This is a genomic window from Paraburkholderia sp., from assembly GCF_050742655.1.
GTDB lineage: Bacteria > Pseudomonadota > Gammaproteobacteria > Burkholderiales > Burkholderiaceae > Paraburkholderia.
Genome location: NZ_JBOIGG010000013.1, coordinates 164,144 through 185,729, shown reverse-complemented (window position 1 = coordinate 185,729; position 21,586 = coordinate 164,144). Strand labels below are relative to the sequence as shown.

The following is a 21,586-nucleotide window of genomic DNA, read 5'->3' as shown; positions in this document are numbered from 1 at the left end:
CTCACTGGACGGCGCGTTCCGTGCGATGCGCGCCGACGGGCAGCCCGGCAATGATGCCGGTCGCGGCGCGGCGCGCGGCCGCGTCGGCGTCGAGCACATCGTCGAGGCTCGCGGCACTGCGGTTCGGCAGTGCGTTCAGCACCGCGTCGACCACCTGCGCGATCGCCATGAAGCCGATCCGGCGCTCGAGGAACGCTTCGACGGCGACTTCGTTGGCCGCATTCAGCGCAGCACTCGCGACGCCGCCTTCGGCTAGCGCTTTCATCGCGAGCGCGAGGCACGGGAAGCGCGCGTAATCGGGTTTTTCGAATGACAGCGACGCGACCTCGATGAGGTCGAGTTGCGCGACGCCCGAATCGACGCGATCGGGAAACGCGAGCGCATGCGCGATCGGCGTGCGCATGTCGGGGTTGCCGAGTTGCGCGAGCACCGAACCGTCCGCGTACGACACCAGCGAATGGATCACGCTCTGCGGATGGATCAGCACGTCGATCCGTTCGCCCGGCAACGCGAACAGCCAGTGTGCCTCGATCACCTCGAGGCCCTTGTTCATCATCGTTGCGGAATCGACCGAGATCTTGCGGCCCATCACCCAGTTCGGATGCTTGCACGCTTCATCGGGCGTGACGTCGACAAGAGTGGACGGTTCGCGGGTGCGGAACGGGCCGCCCGACGCGGTCAGGATGATCTTCGACACGCCGCCGTGCTGCGCCGCTTCGCGCGGCAGGCACTGGAAAATCGCGTTGTGTTCGCTGTCGACCGGCAGCAGGATCGCGCCGTGGTCGCGCACCGCGTCCATGAAGATCGCGCCGGACATCACCAGCGCTTCCTTGTTCGCGAGCAGGATGCGCTTGCCGGCGCGCGCGGCGGCCAGCGTCGGCGCGAGGCCCGCTGCACCGACGATCGCCGCGACGACCGTGTCGCACTGCGCACTCTCCGAGACGTCGACGAGCGCCTGCGCGCCGTGCGTCACTTCGGTCCGGCTACCCGCTGCACGCAGCTTCGCGGCGACCTGTGCGGCCGTTGCAGCATCGCCGACCACGGCGACTTCGGGCGCAAAGCGCAGGCACTGCTCGACGAGCTTGTCGCCGTTGCGGTGCGCAGTCAGCGCGTAGATCGAAAAGCGCTCGGGATGACGCGCGACGACGTCGAGCGTGCTGTCTCCAATCGAGCCCGTGGAACCGAGCAGTGTTAACCGTTTTTGCATATCTCTTTCTCTAGCCGAGCGGCCTAGCCAAGCAGCAGCATTGCGAGCGGCAGCACGGGCAGCAACGCATCGATGCGATCGAGTACGCCGCCGTGTCCCGGCAGCAGGCCGCTGGAATCCTTCACACCGGCCTGCCGTTTCAACATCGATTCGAACAGGTCGCCGACCACGCTGAACGCAACCAGCACCGTCAGCGCGACCAGCATCCGCACGCCGCCCATCTGCGCGTAAAGCGCAGAGTACAGCGTCGGATCGAACGCGTGTGCGGCCACCGCGATACCGGCGACGATCATCACCGCGAGCCAGCCGCCGAACGCGCCCTCCCAGGTCTTGCCGGGACTGATCGCGGGCGCCAGCTTGTGGCGGCCGAACGCCTTTCCCGCGAAGTATGCGCCAATGTCGGCGAGCCAGACCACAAGCAACAGGGACAGAACGAACGCCACGCCGGCCATCCGCGCCGCGACGAGCGCATGCCAGCACGCGACGAACATGACGATGCCGGCCACGAACAGGAACGGGCGCCATGCGCCCTCCGCGAGCACCGGCTTGCGCAGCAGCACGAACGGCCCAGCCAGCACCCAGAAAACGGCGGCGGCCTGGAAGAGCGGCCGCGGCAGCTGTACGCCGGTGCCGAGCCGCGTGCTCGCCACCAGTGCGACCGCCGCGACGAACGCGTAGACGATGGGGCCCGCGCCGCCGAGTTTCAGCAGGCGCGCCCATTCCCACGCAGCGAATACGAGGACGAACGCGATCAGCGCGCCGAATGCGCCGACCGGCGCGAACAGCGTGACCGGCAGGAAAATCGCCAGCAGGACGACCGCCGTGATGACACGGGTCTTTAGCATGGAAGCGAATCGGCGTTTTGCGATTGCGGCTCGAGTTGAGCGCTCGTGCGGCCGAAACGGCGCTCGCGCTCGGTATAGGACGCGATTGCGCGACCGAGCGCGTCGGCATCGAAATCCGGCCAGAAGGTGTCGGTGAAATAGAACTCGGTGTACGCGAGCTGCCACAGCAGGAAGTTGCTGACGCGCTGCTCGCCGCCGGTGCGGATGAAGAGGTCGGGCTCCGGCGCATAGGCCATCGCCAGATGTTCGGCGAACGATTCCTCGTTGACGTCCACGACTTCACCCGCGCTCGCCGACTGTTCGGCGAGCTTGCGCGCGGCCTGCATGATGTCCCAGCGGCCGCCGTAGTTCGCGGCGATGGTCAGCGTGAGACGGGTGTTGCGCGCGGTCTTCGTTTCCGCGCGGCGAATCAGGTCCTGGATGCGCCGGTCGAACATTGAGAGGTCGCCGACCACGCGCAACCGGATGCCGTTCGCGTGCAGTTTGCCCACCTCGCGCTCGAGCGCGGTGACGAAGAGGCGCATCAGGAACGACACTTCGTCGTTCGGGCGGCGCCAGTTCTCCGAGCTGAACGCGAACAGCGTCAGGTATTCGACGCCCTGCCGCGCGCACGCCTCGACGGTCGCGCGTACCGCATCGACGCCGCGCGTATGGCCCGCCACGCGCGGCAGCCGGCGCTGCGTCGCCCAACGGCCGTTGCCGTCCATGATGATCGCGATATGTCGCGGCACCGATGCGACGTCAGGCACGTGCACGGTTGAGCTGGTATAGGTCATGGCCGTCGGGACAGTGGCTGCAAATGAAGAAGTGAGGACCTTGAAGGTGCGATGCCCAGGGCATCACACCGTCATGATCTCGGCTTCTTTCGACTGCACGAGCTTGTCGATCTCGCTGACGAACTTGTCCGTCAGCTTCTGCACGTCGTCGACCGCGCGACGCTCGTCGTCTTCGGAAATTTCCTTGTCCTTCACGAGCTTCTTCAGTTGCTCGTTTGCGTCGCGGCGCAGGTTGCGCACAGCGACCTTGGCCGTTTCGCCTTCGCTCTTGACGACCTTCGCCAGTTCGCGGCGGCGCTCTTCGGTAAGCGCGGGCATCGGCACGCGGATCTGGTCGCCGGCGGTGGCCGGGTTCAAACCCAGATCCGATTCGCGGATCGCCTTCTCGACCACCTGCACCATCTTCTTTTCCCACGGCTGCACGCCGATCGTGCGCGCGTCGACGAGCGTCAGGTTCGCAACCTGCGAGATCGGTACCGGCGAGCCGTAATAGTCGACCTGGATGTGATCCAGCAGACCGGTATGCGCACGGCCCGTGCGGATCTTCGACAGATCGTTCTTGAATGCATCGATCGAGCGCTGCATCTTCTGCTCGGCGCCCTTCTTGACGTCAGCTACAGACATGTTTGAACCTCCGGACCTTCAAAACAGTGCGGGCCCGCCTGCACGCATAAAGCGGCGGCGCTTGCCCGCGTTCTAACCCAAATTTTCTGACAGCGAGTTTACACGTGGACAAGCGTCCCTTCGTCCTCGCCCATTACGATACGTTTGAGCGCGCCCGCCTTGACGATCGAGAACACGCGGATCGGCAGCTTCTGGTCGCGGCACAGCGCGAACGCGGTGGCATCCATCACCTGCAGGTTGCGGCCGATCGCCTCGTCGAAGCTGATCGTCGTGTAGCGTGTCGCGGTCGGGTCTTTCTTCGGGTCGGCCGAATAGACGCCGTCCACCTTGGTCGCCTTCAGCACGACTTCCGCGCCGATTTCCGAACCGCGCAGCGCGGCGGCGGTATCGGTCGTGAAGAACGGGTTGCCCGTACCGGCCGCGAAGATCACGACCTTGCCTTCCTCGAGCTGACGGATCGCGCGCGGCCGGATGTACGGCTCGACCACCTGATCCATCCGCAGCGCGGACTGCACGCGTGCCTCGATACCCGCGTGACGCATCGCGTCCTGCAGCGCGAGCGCGTTCATCATCGTGGCGAGCATCCCCATGTAGTCGGCCGTTGCGCGGTCCATACCGGCCGCGCCGCCCGCGACGCCGCGGAAGATGTTGCCGCCGCCGATCACGACGGCGAGCTGCGTGCCCAGTCCTACCACCTCGGCCACGTCCGCCACCATGCCTTCGATCGTTGCGCGATTGATGCCGAAAGCATCGTCGCCCATCAGAGCTTCACCGGAAAGTTTGAGGAGAACGCGTTTGTAGGCAGTGGGCATAGAGGTATCCAGATCGCGCGGAACAGGGCAACAACAAGGAACTAATGTAGGGGTGAAAGGCTGGTTCGGGCAAGCGCCGCCAAATTGATGGGCCCTGAGGCCCATCCGGGCGGCCGTGTCGCGGGGATCGAGCCCGCGGCCGGCCTTGCGGCGCTGCCGACCGCGGCAGGCTCTTGCCCCGCCGCGGGTACAACTACAACGGTACGACGTGGATCGCGTGACGCGGTGCGGAGCCGAGACTCCTGCGCTCCAACGCTTATTGTTGCTTTGCAGCAGCCACTTGCGCGGCGACTTCGGCGGCGAAGTCGTCCTGACGCTTCTCGATGCCCTCGCCAACCACGAACAGCGCGAACTTCTGCACCGACGTCGACGCGGCCTTCAGCATCTGTTCAATGGTCTGCTTGTCGTTCTTCACGAACGGCTGGTTCAGCAGCGACACTTCCTTCAGATACTTCTGGACGCTGCCGTCGACCATCTTCGCGACGATTTCAGCCGGCTTGCCCGATTCGGCTGCCTTCTGCTCGGCAATGCTGCGTTCCTTCGCGATGAGATCGGCCGGTACTTCGTCAGCCGACAGCGAGACCGGCTTCATCGCGGCGATGTGCATCGCGACGTCCTTGCCGACCTGCTCGTCCGCGCCCGTGTACTCGACCAGCACGCCGATGCGCGTGCCGTGCAGATACGCGGCCAGCTGGTTCGACGTTTCGAAACGCACGAAGCGGCGGATCGACAGGTTTTCGCCGATCTTGCCGACGAGCGCGAGACGCACGGCGTCGACGGTCTGGCCGTCGAGCGGCAGTGCCGCCAGCGCGGCGACGTCAGCCGGGTTCTGCTTCGCGATCAGTTCCGCAACGGTCTTCGTGAACGCGAGGAAGTCGTCGTTCTTCGAAACGAAGTCGGTTTCGCAATTCAATTCGACGATCGCACCCGCGTTGCCGCCGATGAACGACGCGATCACGCCTTCGGCCGTGACGCGCGACGCGGCCTTGCTGGCCTTGTTGCCGAGCTTCACGCGCAGCAGCTCTTCGGCGCGCGCCATGTCGCCGTCGGCTTCCGTCAGCGCCTTCTTGCATTCCATCATGGGCGCGTCGGTCTTCGCGCGCAGTTCTGCCACCATGCTTGCGGTAATTGCCGCCATCGTCTGCTCCTTGAGTCTGTCTTTCACACGCCGTCCGCATTCGATGCCGACGGCAAGAATTCGTTTCCACGCGGCACGTTTTTTCTGCACCGCTGGCTACTGCGCTCAAACGACACGACTTAAAAAAAGGGGGCCTGTAGAAAGCCCCCTTTTTTGCCGGTCGCGGGGTCGCTTACGCTTCCGCGTTGACCTCGACGAACTCGTCGCCGTCGTCGCCGCGTGCGGCCTGGACCACTTCGTTGACCGCGTTCGCACGGCCTTCGAGGATCGCGTCGGCCACGCCTGCCGTGTACAGCGCGACAGCCTTGCTGGCGTCGTCGTTACCCGGGATCACGTAGTCGATGCCTTCCGGCGAGTGGTTCGTATCGACCACTGCGATGACCGGCACGCCGAGCTTGTTCGCTTCGGTGACGGCAATCTTGTGATAGCCGACGTCGACCACGAAGATCGCGTCCGGAATACCGCCCATGTCCTTCACGCCGCCGATCGACTTCTGCAGCTTGACCATTTCGCGTTCGAACAGCAGCGCTTCCTTCTTGCTCATGCGTTCGGTTTCGCCGGCCTCAACTGCGGCTTCCATGTCCTTCAGGCGCTTGATCGACACCTTCAGCGTCTTGAAGTTGGTCAGCATGCCGCCGAGCCAGCGCGCGTTGACGAACGGCATACCGGCGCGCAGCGCCTCTTCGGCCATCGTGTCGCGCGATTGACGCTTCGTGCCGACAAACAGGATCGTGCCGCGGTTCGCTGCCAGTTGACGCACGTACTTCAGCGCGTCGTTGTACATCGGCAGCGTCTTTTCGAGGTTGATGATGTGAATCTTGTTGCGATGGCCGAAAATGAACGGGGCCATCTTGGGGTTCCAGAAGCGCGTCTGGTGGCCAAAGTGGACACCGGCTTCCAGCATTTGACGCATGGTGACTGCCATGTAAATCTCCGCGAGGGTTGGGTCTTAAACCGGCTGCCGTATCTGCCGCGCGGCCTTCGCTTTCGAAGGCTCGACGCCGCGGACACCCTGGGTGCGCCGGCTTGCGATTGCGCCACCTGTATTTTTTCGAGAGCCCGGACAACGCCCAGACTCTCCGGCCCGTGCGGCGCAGGAAGCGCCCACCGCGTGAACCGTATCCGTCGCGCCCTTGCTGGCTGGCGTGTCGCCCGGGGAAAACCCCGGACACGGCAAACCTTGAAAACAGGGAGCGACTTAGCCTTCGATTATAGCACGGGACTATCGGCCCACTCAACCCGCCCAATCGCCCGGATTATCCGGCGGCACGCCCCGGCTGCCGTCGCCCAGGGATCGTCCGGAGCGTCTCAAAAGCCAGCGGTACCCTCGATATGGTGCGATAATTCGCAGGATAGACCGCATTTCAGGCACTCCCATGGCCATTACGCTCAAAAACGAACACGATATCGCGCAGATGCGCGTCGCCTGCCGCCTCGCGAGCGAGGTGCTCGACTACATCACGCCATTCGTCAAGGCGGGCGTCACGACCGCCGAGCTCGACCGCCTGTGTCACGAATACATGCTGAACGACCAGGGCACGGTACCGGCGCCGCTCAACTACCAGCCGCCCGGCTATCCGCCGTATCCGAAAGCCACCTGCATTTCCGTCAACGACGTGATCTGCCACGGCATTCCCGGCGACAAGACGCTAAAGAACGGTGATGCGCTGAATATCGACATCACCGTGATCAAGAACGGTTACTTTGGCGACACGAGCCGCATGTTCATCGTCGGCGAAGGATCGATTCTCGCGAAGCGCCTCGTGCAGACCACGTTCGAATGCATGTGGCTCGGCATCGAACAGGTGCGCCCCGGCGCGCATCTCGGCGACATCGGCCATGCGATCCAGCGTTATGCGGAAGCGCAGGGCTACAGCGTCGTGCGCGAATACTGTGGCCACGGCATCGGCACGGTGTTCCACGACGACCCGCAGATCCTCCATTACGGCCGCCCCGGCACCGGGCTCGAACTGCAGGCGGGCATGATCTTCACGATCGAGCCGATGATCAACGCCGGCCGCCGCGATATTCGCACGATGCCCGACCAGTGGACCGTGAAAACGAAGGACCGCAGCCTGTCCGCGCAATGGGAGCACACGATTCTCGTGACGGAAACCGGTCACGACGTGCTGACGGTTTCGACCGGCACGCCCGCCCGGCCGGCGCTCGTCGCCGCGACGGCGTGACGCTTTCGCCCCGTCCGCCGCGTGCTTATGAGTAGCGTCCCGATCGTTCCTCTTTTCAGTGCGACGTCGCTCAAGGCGGACTACAAAACGGCCAAGGCCGCGCTGCTCGAGCGCTTCAGGACCGCCGGCAACGTCGATACGCTGATGCGCTCGCTCGCGCGTCTCACGGACACCGCGCTGCGCGGCGCCTGGGCCGCGTGCGGACTACCGTCGTCGCTAGCGCTGCTGGCCGTCGGCGGCTATGGCCGTGGCGAGCTTGCCCCCTATTCCGACATCGACATCCTCGTGCTGCTGCCCGACGGTCCGAACCAGCAGCTCGAAGTGCGTCTCGAACGCTTCATCGGCCTCGCGTGGGATCTCGGGCTCGAACTCGGCAGCAGCGTGCGCACGGTCGAGCAATGTCTCGAGGAAGCCGCCAACGACGTCACCGTGCAGACCTCGCTGCTCGAGGCCCGCCGCATCGTCGGCAGCACCACGCTCGCCGACGGCTTCGCGCGACGTTACCGCGAAGCGCTCGATCCACGCGCGTTCTTCCAGGCGAAGGTGCTGGAGATGCGCCAACGCCACGCCAAATTCCAGGACACCCCGTACTCGCTCGAGCCGAACGTCAAGGAAAGTCCGGGTGGTCTGCGCGACCTGCAGCTGATCCTCTGGGTCACACAGGCCGCCGGCTTCGGCAGCAGCTGGCGCGAGCTCGACGCGCGCGGCCTGATCACCGGCCGCGAAGCGCACGGACTGCGCCGCAACGAAGCGTTCCTGAAGACGCTGCGCGCACGGCTGCACGTGATCGCCGGACGCCGCCAGGACATCCTCGTGTTCGATCTGCAGAACGCCGTCGCGGAAAGCTTCGGCTATCAACCGACCACCGCGAAGCGCGCGAGCGAACAGCTGATGCGCCGCTACTACTGGGCCGCGAAAGCCGTCACGCAGCTCGCGACGATCCTGATCCAGAACATCGAGGCGCAACTGTTTCCGAACACCAGCGGGATCACGCGCGTACTGTCGGACCGCTTCGTCGAGAAGCAGGGAATGCTCGAAATCGCGAGCGACGACGTGTTCGAACGCGAACCGCACGCGATCCTCGAAGCGTTCCTGCTGTACGAGAAAATCGTCGGCGTCAAAGGGCTGTCGGCGCGTACGCTGCGCGCGCTCTACAACGCACGCGACGTGATGGATCAGAACTGGCGCCAGGACCCGGTGAACCGCCGGCAGTTCCTGGAAATCCTGCAGCAGCCGGAGGGCATCACGCATGCGCTGCGGCTGATGAACCAGACGAGCGTACTTGGCCGCTACCTGCTGAACTTCCGGCGCATCGTCGGGCAGATGCAGCACGACCTCTATCACGTGTACACGGTCGACCAGCACATCCTGATGGTGCTGCGCAACCTGCGCCGCTTCGCGATCGCCGAGCATGCGCACGAGTATCCGTTCTGCAGCCAGCTGATCGCCAACCTCGAGCGGCCGTGGGTGCTCTACGTAGCCGCGCTGTTCCACGACATCGCGAAGGGCCGCGGCGGCGATCACTCGACGCTCGGCATGGCCGACGCGCGCCGCTTCTGTCGCGAGCACGGCATCGACGCGGAAGATACAGCGCTCGTCGTGTGGCTCGTCGAACACCATCTGACGATGAGTCAGGTCGCGCAGAAGCAGGACACGAGCGATCCGGAAGTCATCAAGCGCTTCGCGGAACTGGTGGGCAGCGAACGCCGACTGACGACGCTGTATCTGCTGACCGTTGCCGACATCCGCGGCACCAGCCCGAAGGTCTGGAACACGTGGAAAGGCAAGCTGCTCGAAGACCTGTATCGCATGACGCTCACGGTACTCGGCGGCGCGCGCCCCGATGCGCATTCGGAACTCAAGACGCGTCAGGAAGACGCGCTCGCGCTGCTGCGGCTCGAGACCGTGCCGGAGAATGCGCATCGCGAGCTGTGGGACAAGCTCGACGTCGGCTACTTTCTGCGTCACGACGCCGCCGACATCGCGTGGCAGACGCGCGTGCTGCACCGCTACGTCGATACGCCGACGCCGATCGTCCGCGCACGGCCGTCGCCGATCGGCGAGGCGCTGCAGGTGCTCGTCTACGTGCAGGATCGCCCCGACCTGTTCGCCGGCATCTGCGCGTATTTCGACCGCAACGGGCTGTCGGTACTCGACGCGCGCGTCAGCACGACGAGGCACGGCTATGCGCTCGACAACTTCATCGTCGCGCACACCGAGCGCGACGTGCATTACCGCGACATCGCGAACCTCGTCGAACAGGAACTCGCCGCCCGGCTGACAGCCGGCGGCACATTGTTGCCGGAACCGTCGAAGGGTCGCCTGTCGCGGCTCTCGCGCACGTTTCCCGTTACGCCGCGCGTCGACCTGCGGGCCGACGAGCGCGGCCAGTACTACATCCTGTCCGTGTCGGCGAACGACCGGCCAGGCCTTTTGTATTCGATCGCGCGCGTGCTGGCCGAGCATCAGGTCGGCGTCCACGCGGCGCGGATCAATACGCTCGGCGAACGCGTCGAGGACGTTTTCCTGCTGCACGGATACGGCCTCTCGGACAACCGCCTGCAAATCCAGGTCGAAACCGAACTGCTGCGCGCGATCGCAGTGTGAGATTCCATGCGAGTCAAATTGACAGCGAAGCATCCGCGGCCGGCTACGCCGGAACGCGCTCCCGTGCGTTTCGGCAGCGCGTCGGCACGCAAGCCGACGCGGCCCGCGCCGGGCAAGTCCGCAAACGAGGGCGCGCCGAGAGCGGGCTCCGCGAAAGGTGCCTTTGCGAAGAAGGCTGCGCCCACGAGGGCGTCGGCGGATAAAGGCGGCCCGGCGAAAAGCGGTGCCCCGCGTACTGGCGCGGCGGGAGCAGGCAAACGCCCATCAAGTGGGTTCACCCGTGCGGGTGGCGACGACGTTCGTCGCGAGCGCTCGCCGGCAGGCGGTAGCGCAGCGGAGCGAACCGCCACGCGACGTCCGCGTCCCGACGCTGCGCCGGACCGTGAACGCCGTCCGACCGATCGCAGTACGACGGGTGCATCGCCGCGTTACGCCGCGAAGGATCGCGCGCCACAACGTGACGATGCGTCCGCGAAGCCACGCCGTGCCGAGGGCGCGCCGCGCCGCTTCGACAGCGAACGGCCGAGGCCTGCGGGTGAACGCGGGCGTTTCGACGCTGACCGTCGTAGTCCCGCTGGTGAACGCGGTCGCGCTGATGGACCTCGTCCGCGCACTGAGGGTGAACGTGGGCGCTTCGATCCGGAACGTCGTGGACCCGTTGGCGAACGCAGCCGCTCTGACGGACCGCGTCCGCGCGCTGATGGCGAACGTGGGCGCTTCGATGCGGAACGTCGTGGCCCTGCTAGCGAACGCAGCCGCCCTGACGGGCCTCGTCCGCGTGCTGACGGCGGGCGTGGTCGCTTCGACGGTGAGCGTGACCGCTCCGCCAAACCGCGTCCACGCGCTGATGGCGAACGTGGTCGCTTCGACACGGAACGTCGCAGTCCGGCTGGTGAACGCAGTCGCTCCGACGCGCCGCGCCAACGTGCCGACGGCGAGCGCGGCCGCCCCTCCGACGGCGCCCCCCGACGCAGCACAACAGACCGCACCGGCAGCCGCACCGACGCCCCACGCAGCCGCGACCGCGATTCCACGCGCGCACCGCGCTCCGCCGGCGGCAGTGAACGCGACACGCGACGCGGACCGTCCGAACGCGGTGCCGCTCCCGCACGCGGCGAACGACCCTTCGCCAAACCGGTGAAAAGCGCGGCATCTGCGGACCGTTCGGATCGCCCGGCCCTGGCCCGCAAACCACGCGCATCGGCCGACGACCGTCCCGCCCGCGCCCCCCGTCCCGCCACCCGCAGGAACGACGACGACCACGCCGCCCCGCGCACCGCAAAAGCACGCGCACCTCGTCGTGAAGCTGACGAGGCACCGGAAAAAGACGCCCTGCCGCCCGCCCCTTCGCACGATTTCGACGATGCACCCGGCACGCTCCGCCTGTCGAAACGCATGTCGGAACTCGGTCTGTGTTCGCGCCGCGAAGCCGACGAGTGGATCGAGAAAGGCTGGGTGCTCGTCGACGGCGTGCGGATCGACACGCTCGGCACGAAGGTCCACCCCGACCAGCGCATCGAGATCGATCCCGCCGCACAGGCCTTACAGGCGCGGCTGGTCACGATCCTGCTGCACAAGCCGGTCGGCTACGTGTCGGGCCAGGCGGAGGACGGCTACGAGCCCGCGGTGACGCTGATCGAGCCGGCTTACCACTGGGCTGGCGACCGCTCCGCGATCCGCTTCGCGCATGTACACCTGCGCGCGCTCGCGCCGGCCGGCCGTCTCGACATCGACTCGACCGGACTACTGGTGCTGACGCAGGACGGCCGCGTCGCGAAGCAGTTGATCGGCGAGCACTCCGACGTCGACAAGGAATACCTCGTTCGCGTGACCTACGACGATGTGGATACAGATGTCGAAAGCCGCTTCCCGGCGGAGAGTCTCGAGCTGCTGCGCCATGGCCTGTCGCTTGACGACGTGCCGCTGAAGCCCGCGCTCGTCGACTGGCAGAACGGCGAACAGCTGCGCTTCGTGCTGCGTGAAGGCAAGAAGCGGCAGATCCGCCGGATGTGCGAACTGGTCGGCCTGCAGGTCGTCGGTCTGAAGCGCGTACGGATCGGCAATGTCGCGCTCGGCTCATTGCCGCAGGGACAGTGGCGCTATCTGGAGCCGCACGAGTCGTTCTGATCTCCGATCATGCGGGTTCCAGCCCGCGCTTCAGTCACAAAAAAGCCCACGCATAAAACGTGGGCTTTTTAACGCACCGAAGCTTCGTGGCATCGAATCGATAACCGTCAATCGTCGCTATTCGGATCGAGATCCGGGAACAGGATTTCGGTAAAGCCGAACTTCGAGAAATCGGTGATCCGCATCGGGTACAGCTTGCCGATCAGGTGATCGCATTCGTGCTGCACGACGCGCGCATGAAAGCCTTCGGCGACGCGGTCGATCGGTTTGCCGTACTGGTCGAAGCCGTGATAGCGGATCATCGAGAAGCGGCTCACCGCGCCGCGCAGCCCCGGCACCGACAGACACCCCTCAAAGCCCTCTTCCATGTCCTGCGAGACCGGCGTGATGGTCGGATTGATCAGCACCGTTTCCGGCACCGGCGGCGCATCGGGGTAACGCTCGTTATGGCCGAAACCGAAGATTACGACCTGCAGGTCGACGCCGATCTGCGGCGCCGCGAGCCCGGCGCCGTTCGCGTCGTGCATCGTCTCGAACAGGTCTTTCACGAGCTCGTGCAGTTCGGGCGTGTCGAAGTGATCGACCGGAGCGGCGATGCGTAAAAGACGCGGATCGCCCATCTTGAGAATTTCGTGAATCATGTTGAATGCCCCTCCAGGAGCGTGCGCATACCATCTTCGTCGAGCACCGGGATGCCGAGTTCCTCGGCCTTCGCAAGTTTGCTGCCCGCCTCCGCCCCGGCCACCACGTAATCGGTCTTCTTCGACACCGAGCCGGCGACCTTCGCGCCGGCCGCTTCGAGCATTTCCTTCGCGTCGTCGCGCGATAGATTGGGCAGCGTACCGGTCAGCACCACGGTCTTGCCGGCGAGCACGCCAACCGGCGCCTTCGGTGCGGGTGGCCCCTCGGGCCACGTGACGCGCCCCGGCGCACGCAGCTGTTCGATCACCGTGCGGTTGTGCTCCTCGGCGAAGAACTGATGCAGCGCTTCCGCGACCACTGGCCCGACGTCGTTCACTTCCAGCAGTTCCTCAACCGACGCGCTCATCAGCGGGTCGAGCGAACCGAAATGCTTCGCGAGATCCTTCGCCGTCGATTCGCCGACGTGGCGGATGCCCAGCGCGTAGATGAAGCGCGCGAGCGTGGTGTGCTTCGCCTTGTCGAGCGAGTCGAGCAGGTTTTGCGCCGACTTGTCGGCGAAGCGGTCGAGCTCGGCGAGTGTCGCGAAGCCGAGATTGAACAGATCGGCCGGCGTGCGCACGAGGTTCTGTTCGACCAGTTGATCGATAATCTTTTCGCCGAGCCCGTCGATGTCGAGCGCGCGGCGCGCCGCGAAATGCCACAGCGCCTGCTTGCGCTGCGCCGGGCAAAAGAGGCCGCCGGTACAGCGCGCGATCGCCTCGTCCGGCAGGCGCTCGATGCTCGAGCCGCACACCGGGCAATGCGTGGGCATCACGAACTCGTATGCGTCGGCCGGGCGCCGGTCGGGTAGCGCACCGACCACCTCGGGGATCACGTCGCCGGCACGCCGCACGATCACCGTATCGCCGATGCGAATGTCCTTGCGGCGCACTTCATCTTCGTTGTGCAGCGTCGCGTTGGTCACCGTCGCGCCGCCGACGAACACCGGCTCGAGCCGCGCAACCGGCGTGATCGCGCCGGTGCGGCCCACCTGCACGTCGATCGCGAGCAGCTTCGTCAACGCCTCCTGCGCCGGAAACTTGTGCGCGAGCGCAAAACGCGGCGCACGCGACACGAAGCCGAGCTTGTCCTGCTCGTCGCGCCGGTTCACCTTGTACACCACGCCGTCGATATCGTACGGCAGCGCGTCGCGCTTCTCGCCGACCGTGTGGAAGAACGCGAGCAACCCTTCCGCGCCGTGCACGACCGCGCGCTCGCCGTTCACCGGCAAACCCATCTCCGCGTACCAGTCGAGCAGATCGCGGTGCGTCGCCGGCATCTCAATGCCTTCGAGCACGCCGATACCGTAAGCGAAGAACGACAGCGGACGCTGTGCTGTGATCCGCGAATCGAGTTGCCGCAGACTGCCGGCCGCCGCGTTGCGCGGGTTCGCGAACTCGCGTTGCTCGGCCTCGCGCTGCCGCGCGTTGAGCCGTTCGAAGTCGCGCTTGAACATCAGCACTTCGCCGCGCACGTCGAGCACCTTCGGCACGCGTGGGCCCTTCAGCGTGAGCGGGATGGAACGGACCGTGCGGATATTTTCGGTCACGTCCTCGCCGGACGTGCCGTCGCCGCGCGTCGACGCCTGCACGAAGCGGCCCTCCTCGTAGCGCAGCGAAATGGCGAGGCCATCGAACTTGAGCTCGCACGCGTATTCGACTGGTGACGTACCGAGCGCGTCGGCGATGCGCCGGTCGAACGCGGCGATGTCCTCGTCGGCAAAACCGTTGTTGAGCGACAGCATCGGCGACGCGTGCACGACCGGCTCGAAACCACGCGCCACTTCGCCGCCGACACGCTGGGTGGGCGACTCGGGCGTGATCAGATCCGGGTGGTCGGTCTCGATCTGCTGAAGCTCCTTGAAGAGCTTGTCGTACTCCGCGTCGGGCAACTCAGGCTGGTCGAGCACGTAGTACGCGTGATTCGCGCGGTCGAGCTCGGCACGCAGTTGGGCAGCCCGCTCGGACGGAGCGCTCGATGCCGTTCGGGAAGCACTGGTTCGGGCCATGCTGGGAGCGGTTCGCAGATGATGGTGAGGCTTCAGATTATCGCAGGAAGCGCGCGCTGTGGCATCGGCCGAATGGCCGGTTCGGTGCGGGCGCGGACGGACATCGGCGCGTCCGCGCCCGCGTGGCAATATGGTCCGCACGACTCCGCGGCCTGCGAACCGCGCCGTGAATGAAGCACGTACGAAGCTCGCGGCGGTGCGGACCGCCCCGGCTGGACTTACTGGCTGAACAACCGCCGGGTCGCTGGCGAACCCGCCGGGATACCAGCCTGTTCGAGCTTCGCGTACAGCGTCATCAGCTGCTTCTCGATCGCGAGCAATGCGCTTTCCGGCAGCGGATGACGCTGATCGTCGACCACCCGCCCACCGATCCGCTCGGCCAGCGATTTCGCGTAATCGCACATCAGCCTGAACGGCAGGATGTCTTCGTCGGCGACCGGCACGTCGAGCACCAGTGTGATCATCTGGCCGCCCTTGTACGTGAGGTCGTCGCGCAGGAAGTTGGTGTCGCCGAACTGCAGCATGAACACCGGACTCTGCTTCGCGTCGAGCTTCACGAAGCGCGTCCCGTCACGCGACAGCAGCAGCCCGTCCTGCGACGCGACGGCCTGCACGTAGTTCGCCGACCACGGCGCGCCGTCTGACATCACATTGATCGAAAGCTGCGCGTCGCACTGCGCGGCGAAGCCGTCGAGCTCACGCGCCATCGATACGGTTTCGATCATGTCGGGGAATTCGGGCACGGCGTCGATCGCGTCCGCGAACTGCTGGACGCCGGCGACGAATTCCGAGAATTCGAGTTCGTTGAGCGGCCCGCTGCGGTTCGCGAGTTGCGCCGCCGCATGCAGTTCCTCGTAGCGCACGCCGTTTTGCAGCAGTTCCCACGCGCCGCCGCCTTCCGGCTTGCCTTCGATATGCACCGGCTTGCTGCCGGCGCGACGCAACCGCTGCGCAAACGGAATCGCCTTGTCGCCGGCGACCACCGAGGCCGGACGGATCGGCACGATGCAGTCGATGCGTCGATCGACGATCGCGGGTGGCGCCGACGAGATCGTCGTCGCGGCGGGCAGGATCGGCTCGGCCGCGTCGTGCTCGCCCTGGGGCACATCGGTGGTGTCGGGGAAACCGTTCGGCACGGTCGATTCGGCCTGGATGTCGACGGGCGTATCGAGCGGCGCGACGCCGCCGAACGTCGGTTCGACACGCGACGCCGATTCGCCCACCGCGGGCTCGCGGCGGACCGTGGGCCGCGCGGGCTCGATGAACGGACTCTGTTCCGCCTGATCGTCCCGGGCCAGCGTATCGGCCGCATCGGCCGGCATCGGCCGTGGCATCCTGCGGCGCACCTTCGCGCCCTGCCATGCGTTGTACGCCACCACGCCACCGACCACCACGGCGCCGGCCCCGATCAAACCGAGTGTCAACTCGTCCATGCACGCTCCATCAGCAATTCCTTTTTATCTGCGCTGCCGGGGTCCGGTCGCGGAATTCGTTCGCGGAGTCCGGGCGATGCCCGCCCTCACGCGCACCGACCACCTGCTTCAGCCTATTGTTGCCGGCCATATTTCAGGCCGCATTCTGGACGAATCCCGACGCGCTTTCCATGTCGACCGCGACGATCCGCGACACGCCCTGCTCCTGCATCGTCACGCCGATCAGCTGCTGCGCCATTTCCATCGCGATCTTGTTGTGCGAAATGAACAGGAACTGGGTCTTCTCCGCCATCGCGCGGACGAGGTTCGCGAAGCGCTCGGTGTTCGCATCGTCGAGCGGCGCGTCCACTTCGTCGAGCAGACAGAACGGCGCCGGGTTCAGCTGGAACATCGCGAACACGAGCGCGGTCGCCGTCAGCGCTTTTTCGCCGCCTGAAAGCAAGTGGATGGTCGAGTTCTTCTTGCCCGGCGGCTGTGCCATTACCTGGACGCCGGCGTCGAGAATCTCGTCGCCGGTCATGATCAGCTTCGCCTGGCCGCCGCCGAACAGGCGCGGGAACAACTCGCCGAAGTGTCGGTTGACCTCGTCGAACGTGCCTTGCAGCAGCGTGCGGGTTTCCTGGTCGATCTTGTGGATCGCATCTTCTAGCGTTTCGATCGCGCTGGTCAAGTCGGCCGACTGCGCATCGAGGAACGCCTTGCGCTCGCTCGCGGCCTTCAGCTCGTCGAGCGCCGCCATGTTCACCGGACCGAGTGCGGCGATCGCGTTATTGATCCGCGTGACTTCGCCCTGCAGGTACGCGGGCTTCATGTCGGACGTGAGCTTCGCCTGCAGTTCGGCCTCGTCGACACCCGCTGCTTCCAGCTGTTCGATGAACTGCTCGGCGTTCAACCGCGCGGCCTGCTCTTTCAGTTGCAGTTCGGTGATGCGATCGCGCAGCGGCTGCAGCGCACGCTCGGCGGTGAGGCGCGTTTCGTCGGCCTGGCGCAGCTTCGCGGTGAGGTCGTCGAGTTCGAGCCGTGCCGCCTGCAACGCGGCTTCCTTCACGGCGCGGATTTCGAGCGCATCCTGCAACCCGGTGTGCGCGGTCTGCTGGTTGATGGTTTCGAGTTCGGCTCGCGCGTCTTCCAGCGATACGGCCACGCGCTCGCTCTGCTCGCGCGCGACCTGGATGCTGCGCTTCAGTTCGTCGATCCGGTTCGCCATGTTGCGCGCGGCGAAGCGCGCATCGGTAGCGGCGCGGTCGAGGTCGCGCGTTTCGGCGCGAGCGGCGCTCAGGGTTTCGTCGAGCGCCTCGAATGCAAGCTGGTTGTCCTCGAAGCGCGCCTGCAACTCGGCAAGCTGCGCGTCGTGCCGTTCGAAGTTCGCTTCCGATTCGGCGCGCAGCGCACGCTGCTCGTCGATCTGCGCGGTGATTTCCTCGAGTTCCTCGCGGATCTGCGTGCTGCGCTGCGTGTAGCGCTCGTGCGCCTGCGCGAGCTTCAGCACGTCCATCTGCAGCGCGTGCACGCGCTGCGTCGCGCGCTCGGACTGCTGGCGCACGTCGGTCAGCGTCTGCGACGCCTGCGTGTGCGCCGCTTCCGCGCGAATCGCCGCGCTGCGCGCTTCTTCCGCGAGCAGCGCCTGCGCGCGCACCTGGCGCGTCAGGTTCTCGATTTCCTGCTGGCGCGCGAGCATCCCGGCCTGCTCGGAATCGGCTGCGTACAACTGCACGCCGACGCGCGTCACCTGATGGCCGGCCTTCACGACGAACGCACCGCCTTCCGGCAATTGCGTGCGCGCGGCGAGTGCCTGCTGCAGATCGTCCGCGACGAACGCGCGGCCGAGCCAGTCGTTGAGTACTGCGCGCAACCCCGCATCGTCGATGCGCACGAGCGACAGCAACGGTCGCAGCGCGGCCGGCGTTTCCGGTGCGGCGCTCGCGGCGGGTGGCGCATAGAACGCGAGCTTGGCGGGCGGCGCGTCGGTGGCGAAGGCCTTCACCCAGTCGAGGTTCGATACCTCGAGCGCGGCGAGCCTTTCGCGCAGCACCGATTCGAGCGCCGTTTCCCAGCCCGGTTCGACGTGCAGCTTCTTCCACAGCCGCGGCAGGCCGCCCAGTTCGTGCCGGTCGAGCCACGGCTGGATTTTGCCTTCCGTCTGTACGTTTTCCTGCAACTGTTTGAGCGCCGCGAGACGGGCGTCAAGCTGGTGGTTCTGCGCGCTTTCGGCCTGCACGCGTTCTTGCGCGGTGCGGCGTTCGGCGTCGAGACGCGGCAGCGTTTCCTGCGCGTCGGCGAGCTGCGCCTGAGCGTCGCGCAGAATTTCTTCGTGTTCGGCGAGCTGCATGCGCTGCTCTTCGAGCTGCGCTTCGTCCGGCGCGTCGAGACCGCCGGATTCCAGCTTCAGCCGCTCGTGACGCTGCTGCAACTGTTGCAACTGCTGGTCGGCATTGCGCTGATGCGCGGCTTCGAGCTTCAGCGCCTGTTCGGTCTGCGCGATGTTGCCGCGCTCGTCGTTCTGCTGCGTCTGCGCATCACGCCAGCGCGCTTCGAGCGCGGGCAGCGCGTCGTGCTTCGCGGCCGCGCTCTCTTCGGCGACTGCTGCGAGTTCTTCGGAGACCGCCAGCTGTTCCTCGGCCTCCTCGAGATCGCCGCGCGCCTTTTCGGCCTGTACCTGCCACTGTTCGCGCTGCGCGGTGAGCGCGGCGATCTGCGCCTGCACGCGGTTACGCGACTCGACGATGAACTTGATCTCCGCCTCGAGCCGGCTCACCTCGGCGTTCGCTTCGTAGAGCGAGCCTTGCGCGCCCTGCATCGCGTCGCTGGCCGCGTAATGCGCGACCCGCAGTGTTTCAAGTTGCGCCTCGACTTCGCGCAGCTTCGCCGTATGCGCTTCGAGGTCGATCTGCGCCTGCTCGATCGCGCGCTGCTGACGTTCCTGCTCGTTGCCGGCGTCGTTCTTGCGCAGCAGCCACAGCAGGCGCTGCTTCTCTTCGCCGTCGGCCTGCAGTTCCTTGAACTTCGTCGCGACGACCGCCTGCCCTTCGAGCTTTTCGAGATTCGCGCCGAGTTCGCGGACGATGTCCTCGACCCGCGTCAAATTCTCGCGCGTGTCGTGCAGACGGTTCTCGGTTTCGCGACGGCGTTCCTTGTACTTCGACACGCCCGCGGCTTCCTCGAGGAACACGCGCAGTTCTTCGGGCTTCGCCTCGATGATCCGCGAGATCATCCCCTGACCGATGATCGCGTACGCGCGCGGCCCGAGGCCGGTACCGAGGAAGATGTCCTGGATATCGCGCCGGCGGGCCGGCAGGTTATTAATGTAGTAGCTCGACGTGCCGTCGCGTGTCAGCACGCGCTTAACCGCGATTTCCGCGTATTGGCCCCACTGGCCGGCGGCACGGCCGTCGGCGTTGTCGAAGATGAGTTCAACGCTGGCGCGGCTACCCGGCTTGCGCGCGGTCGAGCCGTTGAAGATCACGTCCTGCATCGATTCGCCGCGCAGTTCGGATGCGCGCGATTCGCCCAGCACCCAGCGGACGGCATCGATGATGTTCGACTTGCCGCAGCCATTGGGACCGACCACGCCGACAAGCTGGCCCGGAACCTGGAAATGCGTGGGATCGACGAAGGATTTGAAGCCAGCGAGTTTGATCGAGGTCAGACGCACGGCGATATCGCTGTTTGAAAAGAGAAAAGGAACCAGGACCGCGGAGGCCGGCCGCGCCGTTCGGCTACCCGGCGAGACGACACGCGGACCCGCCGCGAACCTGGCGCCGCATGCGCGCTGTGACGCGCGCTGCGGCGGGCATGGGGAATCATACCATCGCGCGCGCGCGGTCCCGGGGGCTTGCGTCGGGCGCTGGGTCGTCCGCTGTGTTGCCCTGTGCATCATCCTTTGCGGGGGGCGCACGCCGGTGCGCCCAGCTCGCGAGTGCGGATGCAAGCACGATGCACGCACCGCCTGCCCATTCGCGCGGGCCGGGCGTCTCGCCGGCAAAAAACCACGCGGACAGCGCGGTCACGACGATCTCGAACAGCATCACGACCGATGCGCGGTTCGCGGCCACGCGTGCGAGCCCGTACTGCACGAGCACGTTGTTCGACGCGAGCACGAAGCCAAGCGCCGCAACCAGCAGCACAGCGACGCCGGGCTGCGCGACGTGCGCGAGCGGCAGGCCGGCCGCCGGTGCGAACACCGTCTCGAGCAGCGCTGCGCACGAGCTGAAGATCGCCGCGCCACCGAAGATCGTCGCGGTGCGCACCTCGGCCTTCGTATCCGGCAGCACGCGACTGGTCTTGACGATCAGCACGTTGCTCAGCGCGAAGCCCATGCCCGCCGCGAGTCCGGCCCATTCGGCGGGACTGCCGGGCATCGGCATGCCGAGCCGCGGCGACCACAGCATCAGCATCGCGCCCGCCAGCGACAGCGCGGCGAGCCCGACCGCGGTCCATGTCAGGCGTTCGCGCAGCACGAAGTGCGCGAACAGCGCGGTCCATGCCGGCGTCAGATAGAACAGCAGCAGCACGCGCATCACTTCGCCGTGAATCGTGCCCCAGACGAAGCCGAGATTGGTGATGCCCGATGTGAAGCCGAGCGCCGGTACCAGCCAGTGCCAGCGGAAAGTCGCGAGTGCGCGGCGGCGGGCGATCAACACGCACAGGAACGCGGCCGTGCTCGTCAGTGCGCTCGCTTCGGTGCCGCTCACGCCGAGCGCCGCGAGCATGCGCAACGGATACCAGATCGTGCCCCAGACCGACGCGCCCAGCATGATCGCGAGCACGGGCCATGCGTGTAGCGACCGGTGGGTCATGCGGTGCTCCACGGGTCGGCCTTTGCGCGGCGGGTTATTGGGTTCGGGGCGGACCAAGCTACCACCGAGCCGAAGGGTACTGCCGTTGCCAATTGCGTCTCCTTTTCCGGGTACGGCATCCGTTGCCATGCTCGCTATCCTGCCTGCCACCTGCGTGAAACGCGAGCGCTTTCGACCGCCGCGGGCAAGCCGGGCGCCTGCTCGCCGCGAGCCCGCCATACAGGCCCAGCCACGCGATGCCACGCTATAATCGCAAGGTTGTGCGGGCACTACGCCCGCGCTGTTTTCCGCGTGCCGCGCGCGCAATCGTCGCAGTCCGGTTGCAGGTTCTGCAGGTTCGCCGCGC

At 66.1% G+C, this 21,586-nt stretch carries 16 protein-coding genes; 4 read left to right on the top strand and 12 right to left on the bottom strand.

Going from position 1 to position 21,586, the window contains the following annotated elements:
* Position 1: 1 nt before the first annotated feature.
* From ACREXZ_RS19510 to rpsB, 7 genes are all read right to left on the bottom strand, one after another.
* Positions 2 to 1,207 (bottom strand): 1-deoxy-D-xylulose-5-phosphate reductoisomerase, encoded by a 1,206-nt coding sequence (locus ACREXZ_RS19510; protein ID WP_431765753.1) that lies wholly within the window; start codon positions 1,205 to 1,207, stop codon positions 2 to 4.
* A 23-nt stretch (positions 1,208 to 1,230) separates the two neighbouring features.
* Positions 1,231 to 2,052: a phosphatidate cytidylyltransferase gene (locus ACREXZ_RS19505; RefSeq protein ID WP_431765752.1), complete on the bottom strand. Its 822-nt coding sequence runs from the start codon at positions 2,050 to 2,052 to the stop codon at positions 1,231 to 1,233.
* Positions 2,046 to 2,828: a polyprenyl diphosphate synthase gene (gene uppS, locus ACREXZ_RS19500; protein WP_431765751.1), complete on the bottom strand. Its 783-nt coding sequence runs from the start codon at positions 2,826 to 2,828 to the stop codon at positions 2,046 to 2,048. The genes ACREXZ_RS19505 and uppS overlap by 7 nt, the downstream gene beginning before the upstream one ends.
* Positions 2,829 to 2,891: 63 nt before the next feature.
* Positions 2,892 to 3,452, bottom strand: coding sequence for a ribosome recycling factor (gene frr / locus ACREXZ_RS19495; RefSeq protein ID WP_431765750.1), 561 nt, complete (start codon positions 3,450 to 3,452; stop codon positions 2,892 to 2,894).
* A gap of 98 nt (positions 3,453 to 3,550) precedes the next feature.
* The gene (gene pyrH, locus ACREXZ_RS19490) at positions 3,551 to 4,264 is read right to left on the bottom strand and encodes a UMP kinase (protein ID WP_431765749.1); all 714 of its coding nucleotides are present in this window, start codon (positions 4,262 to 4,264) and stop codon (positions 3,551 to 3,553) included.
* Between the two features lie 256 nt (positions 4,265 to 4,520).
* Positions 4,521 to 5,402 (bottom strand): translation elongation factor Ts, encoded by an 882-nt coding sequence (gene tsf / locus ACREXZ_RS19485; RefSeq protein WP_431765748.1) that lies wholly within the window; start codon positions 5,400 to 5,402, stop codon positions 4,521 to 4,523.
* Positions 5,403 to 5,574: 172 nt separating this feature from the next.
* The gene (gene rpsB, locus ACREXZ_RS19480) at positions 5,575 to 6,327 is read right to left on the bottom strand and encodes a 30S ribosomal protein S2 (RefSeq protein WP_431765747.1); all 753 of its coding nucleotides are present in this window, start codon (positions 6,325 to 6,327) and stop codon (positions 5,575 to 5,577) included.
* A 451-nt stretch (positions 6,328 to 6,778) separates the two neighbouring features.
* On the opposite strand from rpsB, the gene map reads away from it, so the two are divergent.
* From map to ACREXZ_RS19460, 4 genes are all read left to right on the top strand, one after another.
* Positions 6,779 to 7,588 carry a type I methionyl aminopeptidase gene (map, locus tag ACREXZ_RS19475; RefSeq protein WP_431765746.1) on the top strand — a complete coding sequence of 270 codons (810 nt, stop codon included), beginning with the start codon at positions 6,779 to 6,781 and terminating at the stop codon, positions 7,586 to 7,588.
* A gap of 27 nt (positions 7,589 to 7,615) precedes the next feature.
* A complete protein-coding gene (locus tag ACREXZ_RS19470; RefSeq protein ID WP_431765745.1) occupies positions 7,616 to 10,195 on the top strand; it encodes a [protein-PII] uridylyltransferase in 2,580 nt (859 codons plus the stop codon).
* Between the two features lie 535 nt (positions 10,196 to 10,730).
* Positions 10,731 to 11,336 (top strand): hypothetical protein, encoded by a 606-nt coding sequence (locus tag ACREXZ_RS19465; RefSeq protein ID WP_431765744.1) that lies wholly within the window; start codon positions 10,731 to 10,733, stop codon positions 11,334 to 11,336.
* Positions 11,333 to 12,322, top strand: a complete 990-nt coding sequence (locus ACREXZ_RS19460) for a pseudouridine synthase (RefSeq protein WP_431765743.1) — start codon at positions 11,333 to 11,335, stop codon at positions 12,320 to 12,322. Before ACREXZ_RS19465 ends, ACREXZ_RS19460 begins: the two co-directional genes overlap by 4 nt.
* Positions 12,323 to 12,429: 107 nt before the next feature.
* On the opposite strand, the gene def is transcribed toward ACREXZ_RS19460, so the two are convergent.
* The 5 genes from def to ACREXZ_RS19435 all read right to left on the bottom strand — a co-directional run bounded on the left by def (position 12,430) and on the right by ACREXZ_RS19435 (position 21,240).
* On the bottom strand, positions 12,430 to 12,963 hold the full coding sequence (gene def / locus ACREXZ_RS19455) for a peptide deformylase (RefSeq protein ID WP_431765742.1): 534 nt from the start codon (positions 12,961 to 12,963) through the stop codon (positions 12,430 to 12,432).
* Positions 12,960 to 15,011: an NAD-dependent DNA ligase LigA gene (gene ligA, locus ACREXZ_RS19450; protein WP_431765741.1), complete on the bottom strand. Its 2,052-nt coding sequence runs from the start codon at positions 15,009 to 15,011 to the stop codon at positions 12,960 to 12,962. The genes def and ligA overlap by 4 nt, the downstream gene beginning before the upstream one ends.
* A 218-nt stretch (positions 15,012 to 15,229) precedes the next feature.
* The gene (locus ACREXZ_RS19445) at positions 15,230 to 16,444 is read right to left on the bottom strand and encodes a cell division protein ZipA C-terminal FtsZ-binding domain-containing protein (RefSeq protein WP_431765740.1); all 1,215 of its coding nucleotides are present in this window, start codon (positions 16,442 to 16,444) and stop codon (positions 15,230 to 15,232) included.
* 133 nt (positions 16,445 to 16,577) lie between these two features.
* Complete coding sequence (smc, locus tag ACREXZ_RS19440; RefSeq protein WP_431765739.1) at positions 16,578 to 20,096, bottom strand: chromosome segregation protein SMC; 3,519 nt, start codon at positions 20,094 to 20,096, stop codon at positions 16,578 to 16,580.
* Between the two features lie 148 nt (positions 20,097 to 20,244).
* Positions 20,245 to 21,240, bottom strand: a complete 996-nt coding sequence (locus tag ACREXZ_RS19435) for a DMT family transporter (RefSeq protein WP_431765738.1) — start codon at positions 21,238 to 21,240, stop codon at positions 20,245 to 20,247.
* Between the last annotated feature and the right edge of the window lie 346 nt (positions 21,241 to 21,586).

Coding starts and splice junctions, on each gene's coding strand:
- ACREXZ_RS19510 (WP_431765753.1), bottom strand. CDS start 1,207: ATGCAAAAACGGTTAACACTGCTCGGTTCCACGGGCTCGATTGGAGAC.
- ACREXZ_RS19505 (WP_431765752.1), bottom strand. CDS start 2,052: ATGCTAAAGACCCGTGTCATCACGGCGGTCGTCCTGCTGGCGATTTTC.
- uppS (WP_431765751.1), bottom strand. CDS start 2,828: ATGACCTATACCAGCTCAACCGTGCACGTGCCTGACGTCGCATCGGTG.
- frr (WP_431765750.1), bottom strand. CDS start 3,452: ATGTCTGTAGCTGACGTCAAGAAGGGCGCCGAGCAGAAGATGCAGCGC.
- pyrH (WP_431765749.1), bottom strand. CDS start 4,264: ATGCCCACTGCCTACAAACGCGTTCTCCTCAAACTTTCCGGTGAAGCT.
- tsf (WP_431765748.1), bottom strand. CDS start 5,402: ATGGCGGCAATTACCGCAAGCATGGTGGCAGAACTGCGCGCGAAGACC.
- rpsB (WP_431765747.1), bottom strand. CDS start 6,327: ATGGCAGTCACCATGCGTCAAATGCTGGAAGCCGGTGTCCACTTTGGC.
- map (WP_431765746.1), top strand. CDS start 6,779: ATGGCCATTACGCTCAAAAACGAACACGATATCGCGCAGATGCGCGTC.
- ACREXZ_RS19470 (WP_431765745.1), top strand. CDS start 7,616: ATGAGTAGCGTCCCGATCGTTCCTCTTTTCAGTGCGACGTCGCTCAAG.
- def (WP_431765742.1), bottom strand. CDS start 12,963: ATGATTCACGAAATTCTCAAGATGGGCGATCCGCGTCTTTTACGCATC.
- ligA (WP_431765741.1), bottom strand. CDS start 15,011: ATGGCCCGAACCAGTGCTTCCCGAACGGCATCGAGCGCTCCGTCCGAG.
- ACREXZ_RS19445 (WP_431765740.1), bottom strand. CDS start 16,444: ATGGACGAGTTGACACTCGGTTTGATCGGGGCCGGCGCCGTGGTGGTC.
- ACREXZ_RS19435 (WP_431765738.1), bottom strand. CDS start 21,240: ATGACCCACCGGTCGCTACACGCATGGCCCGTGCTCGCGATCATGCTG.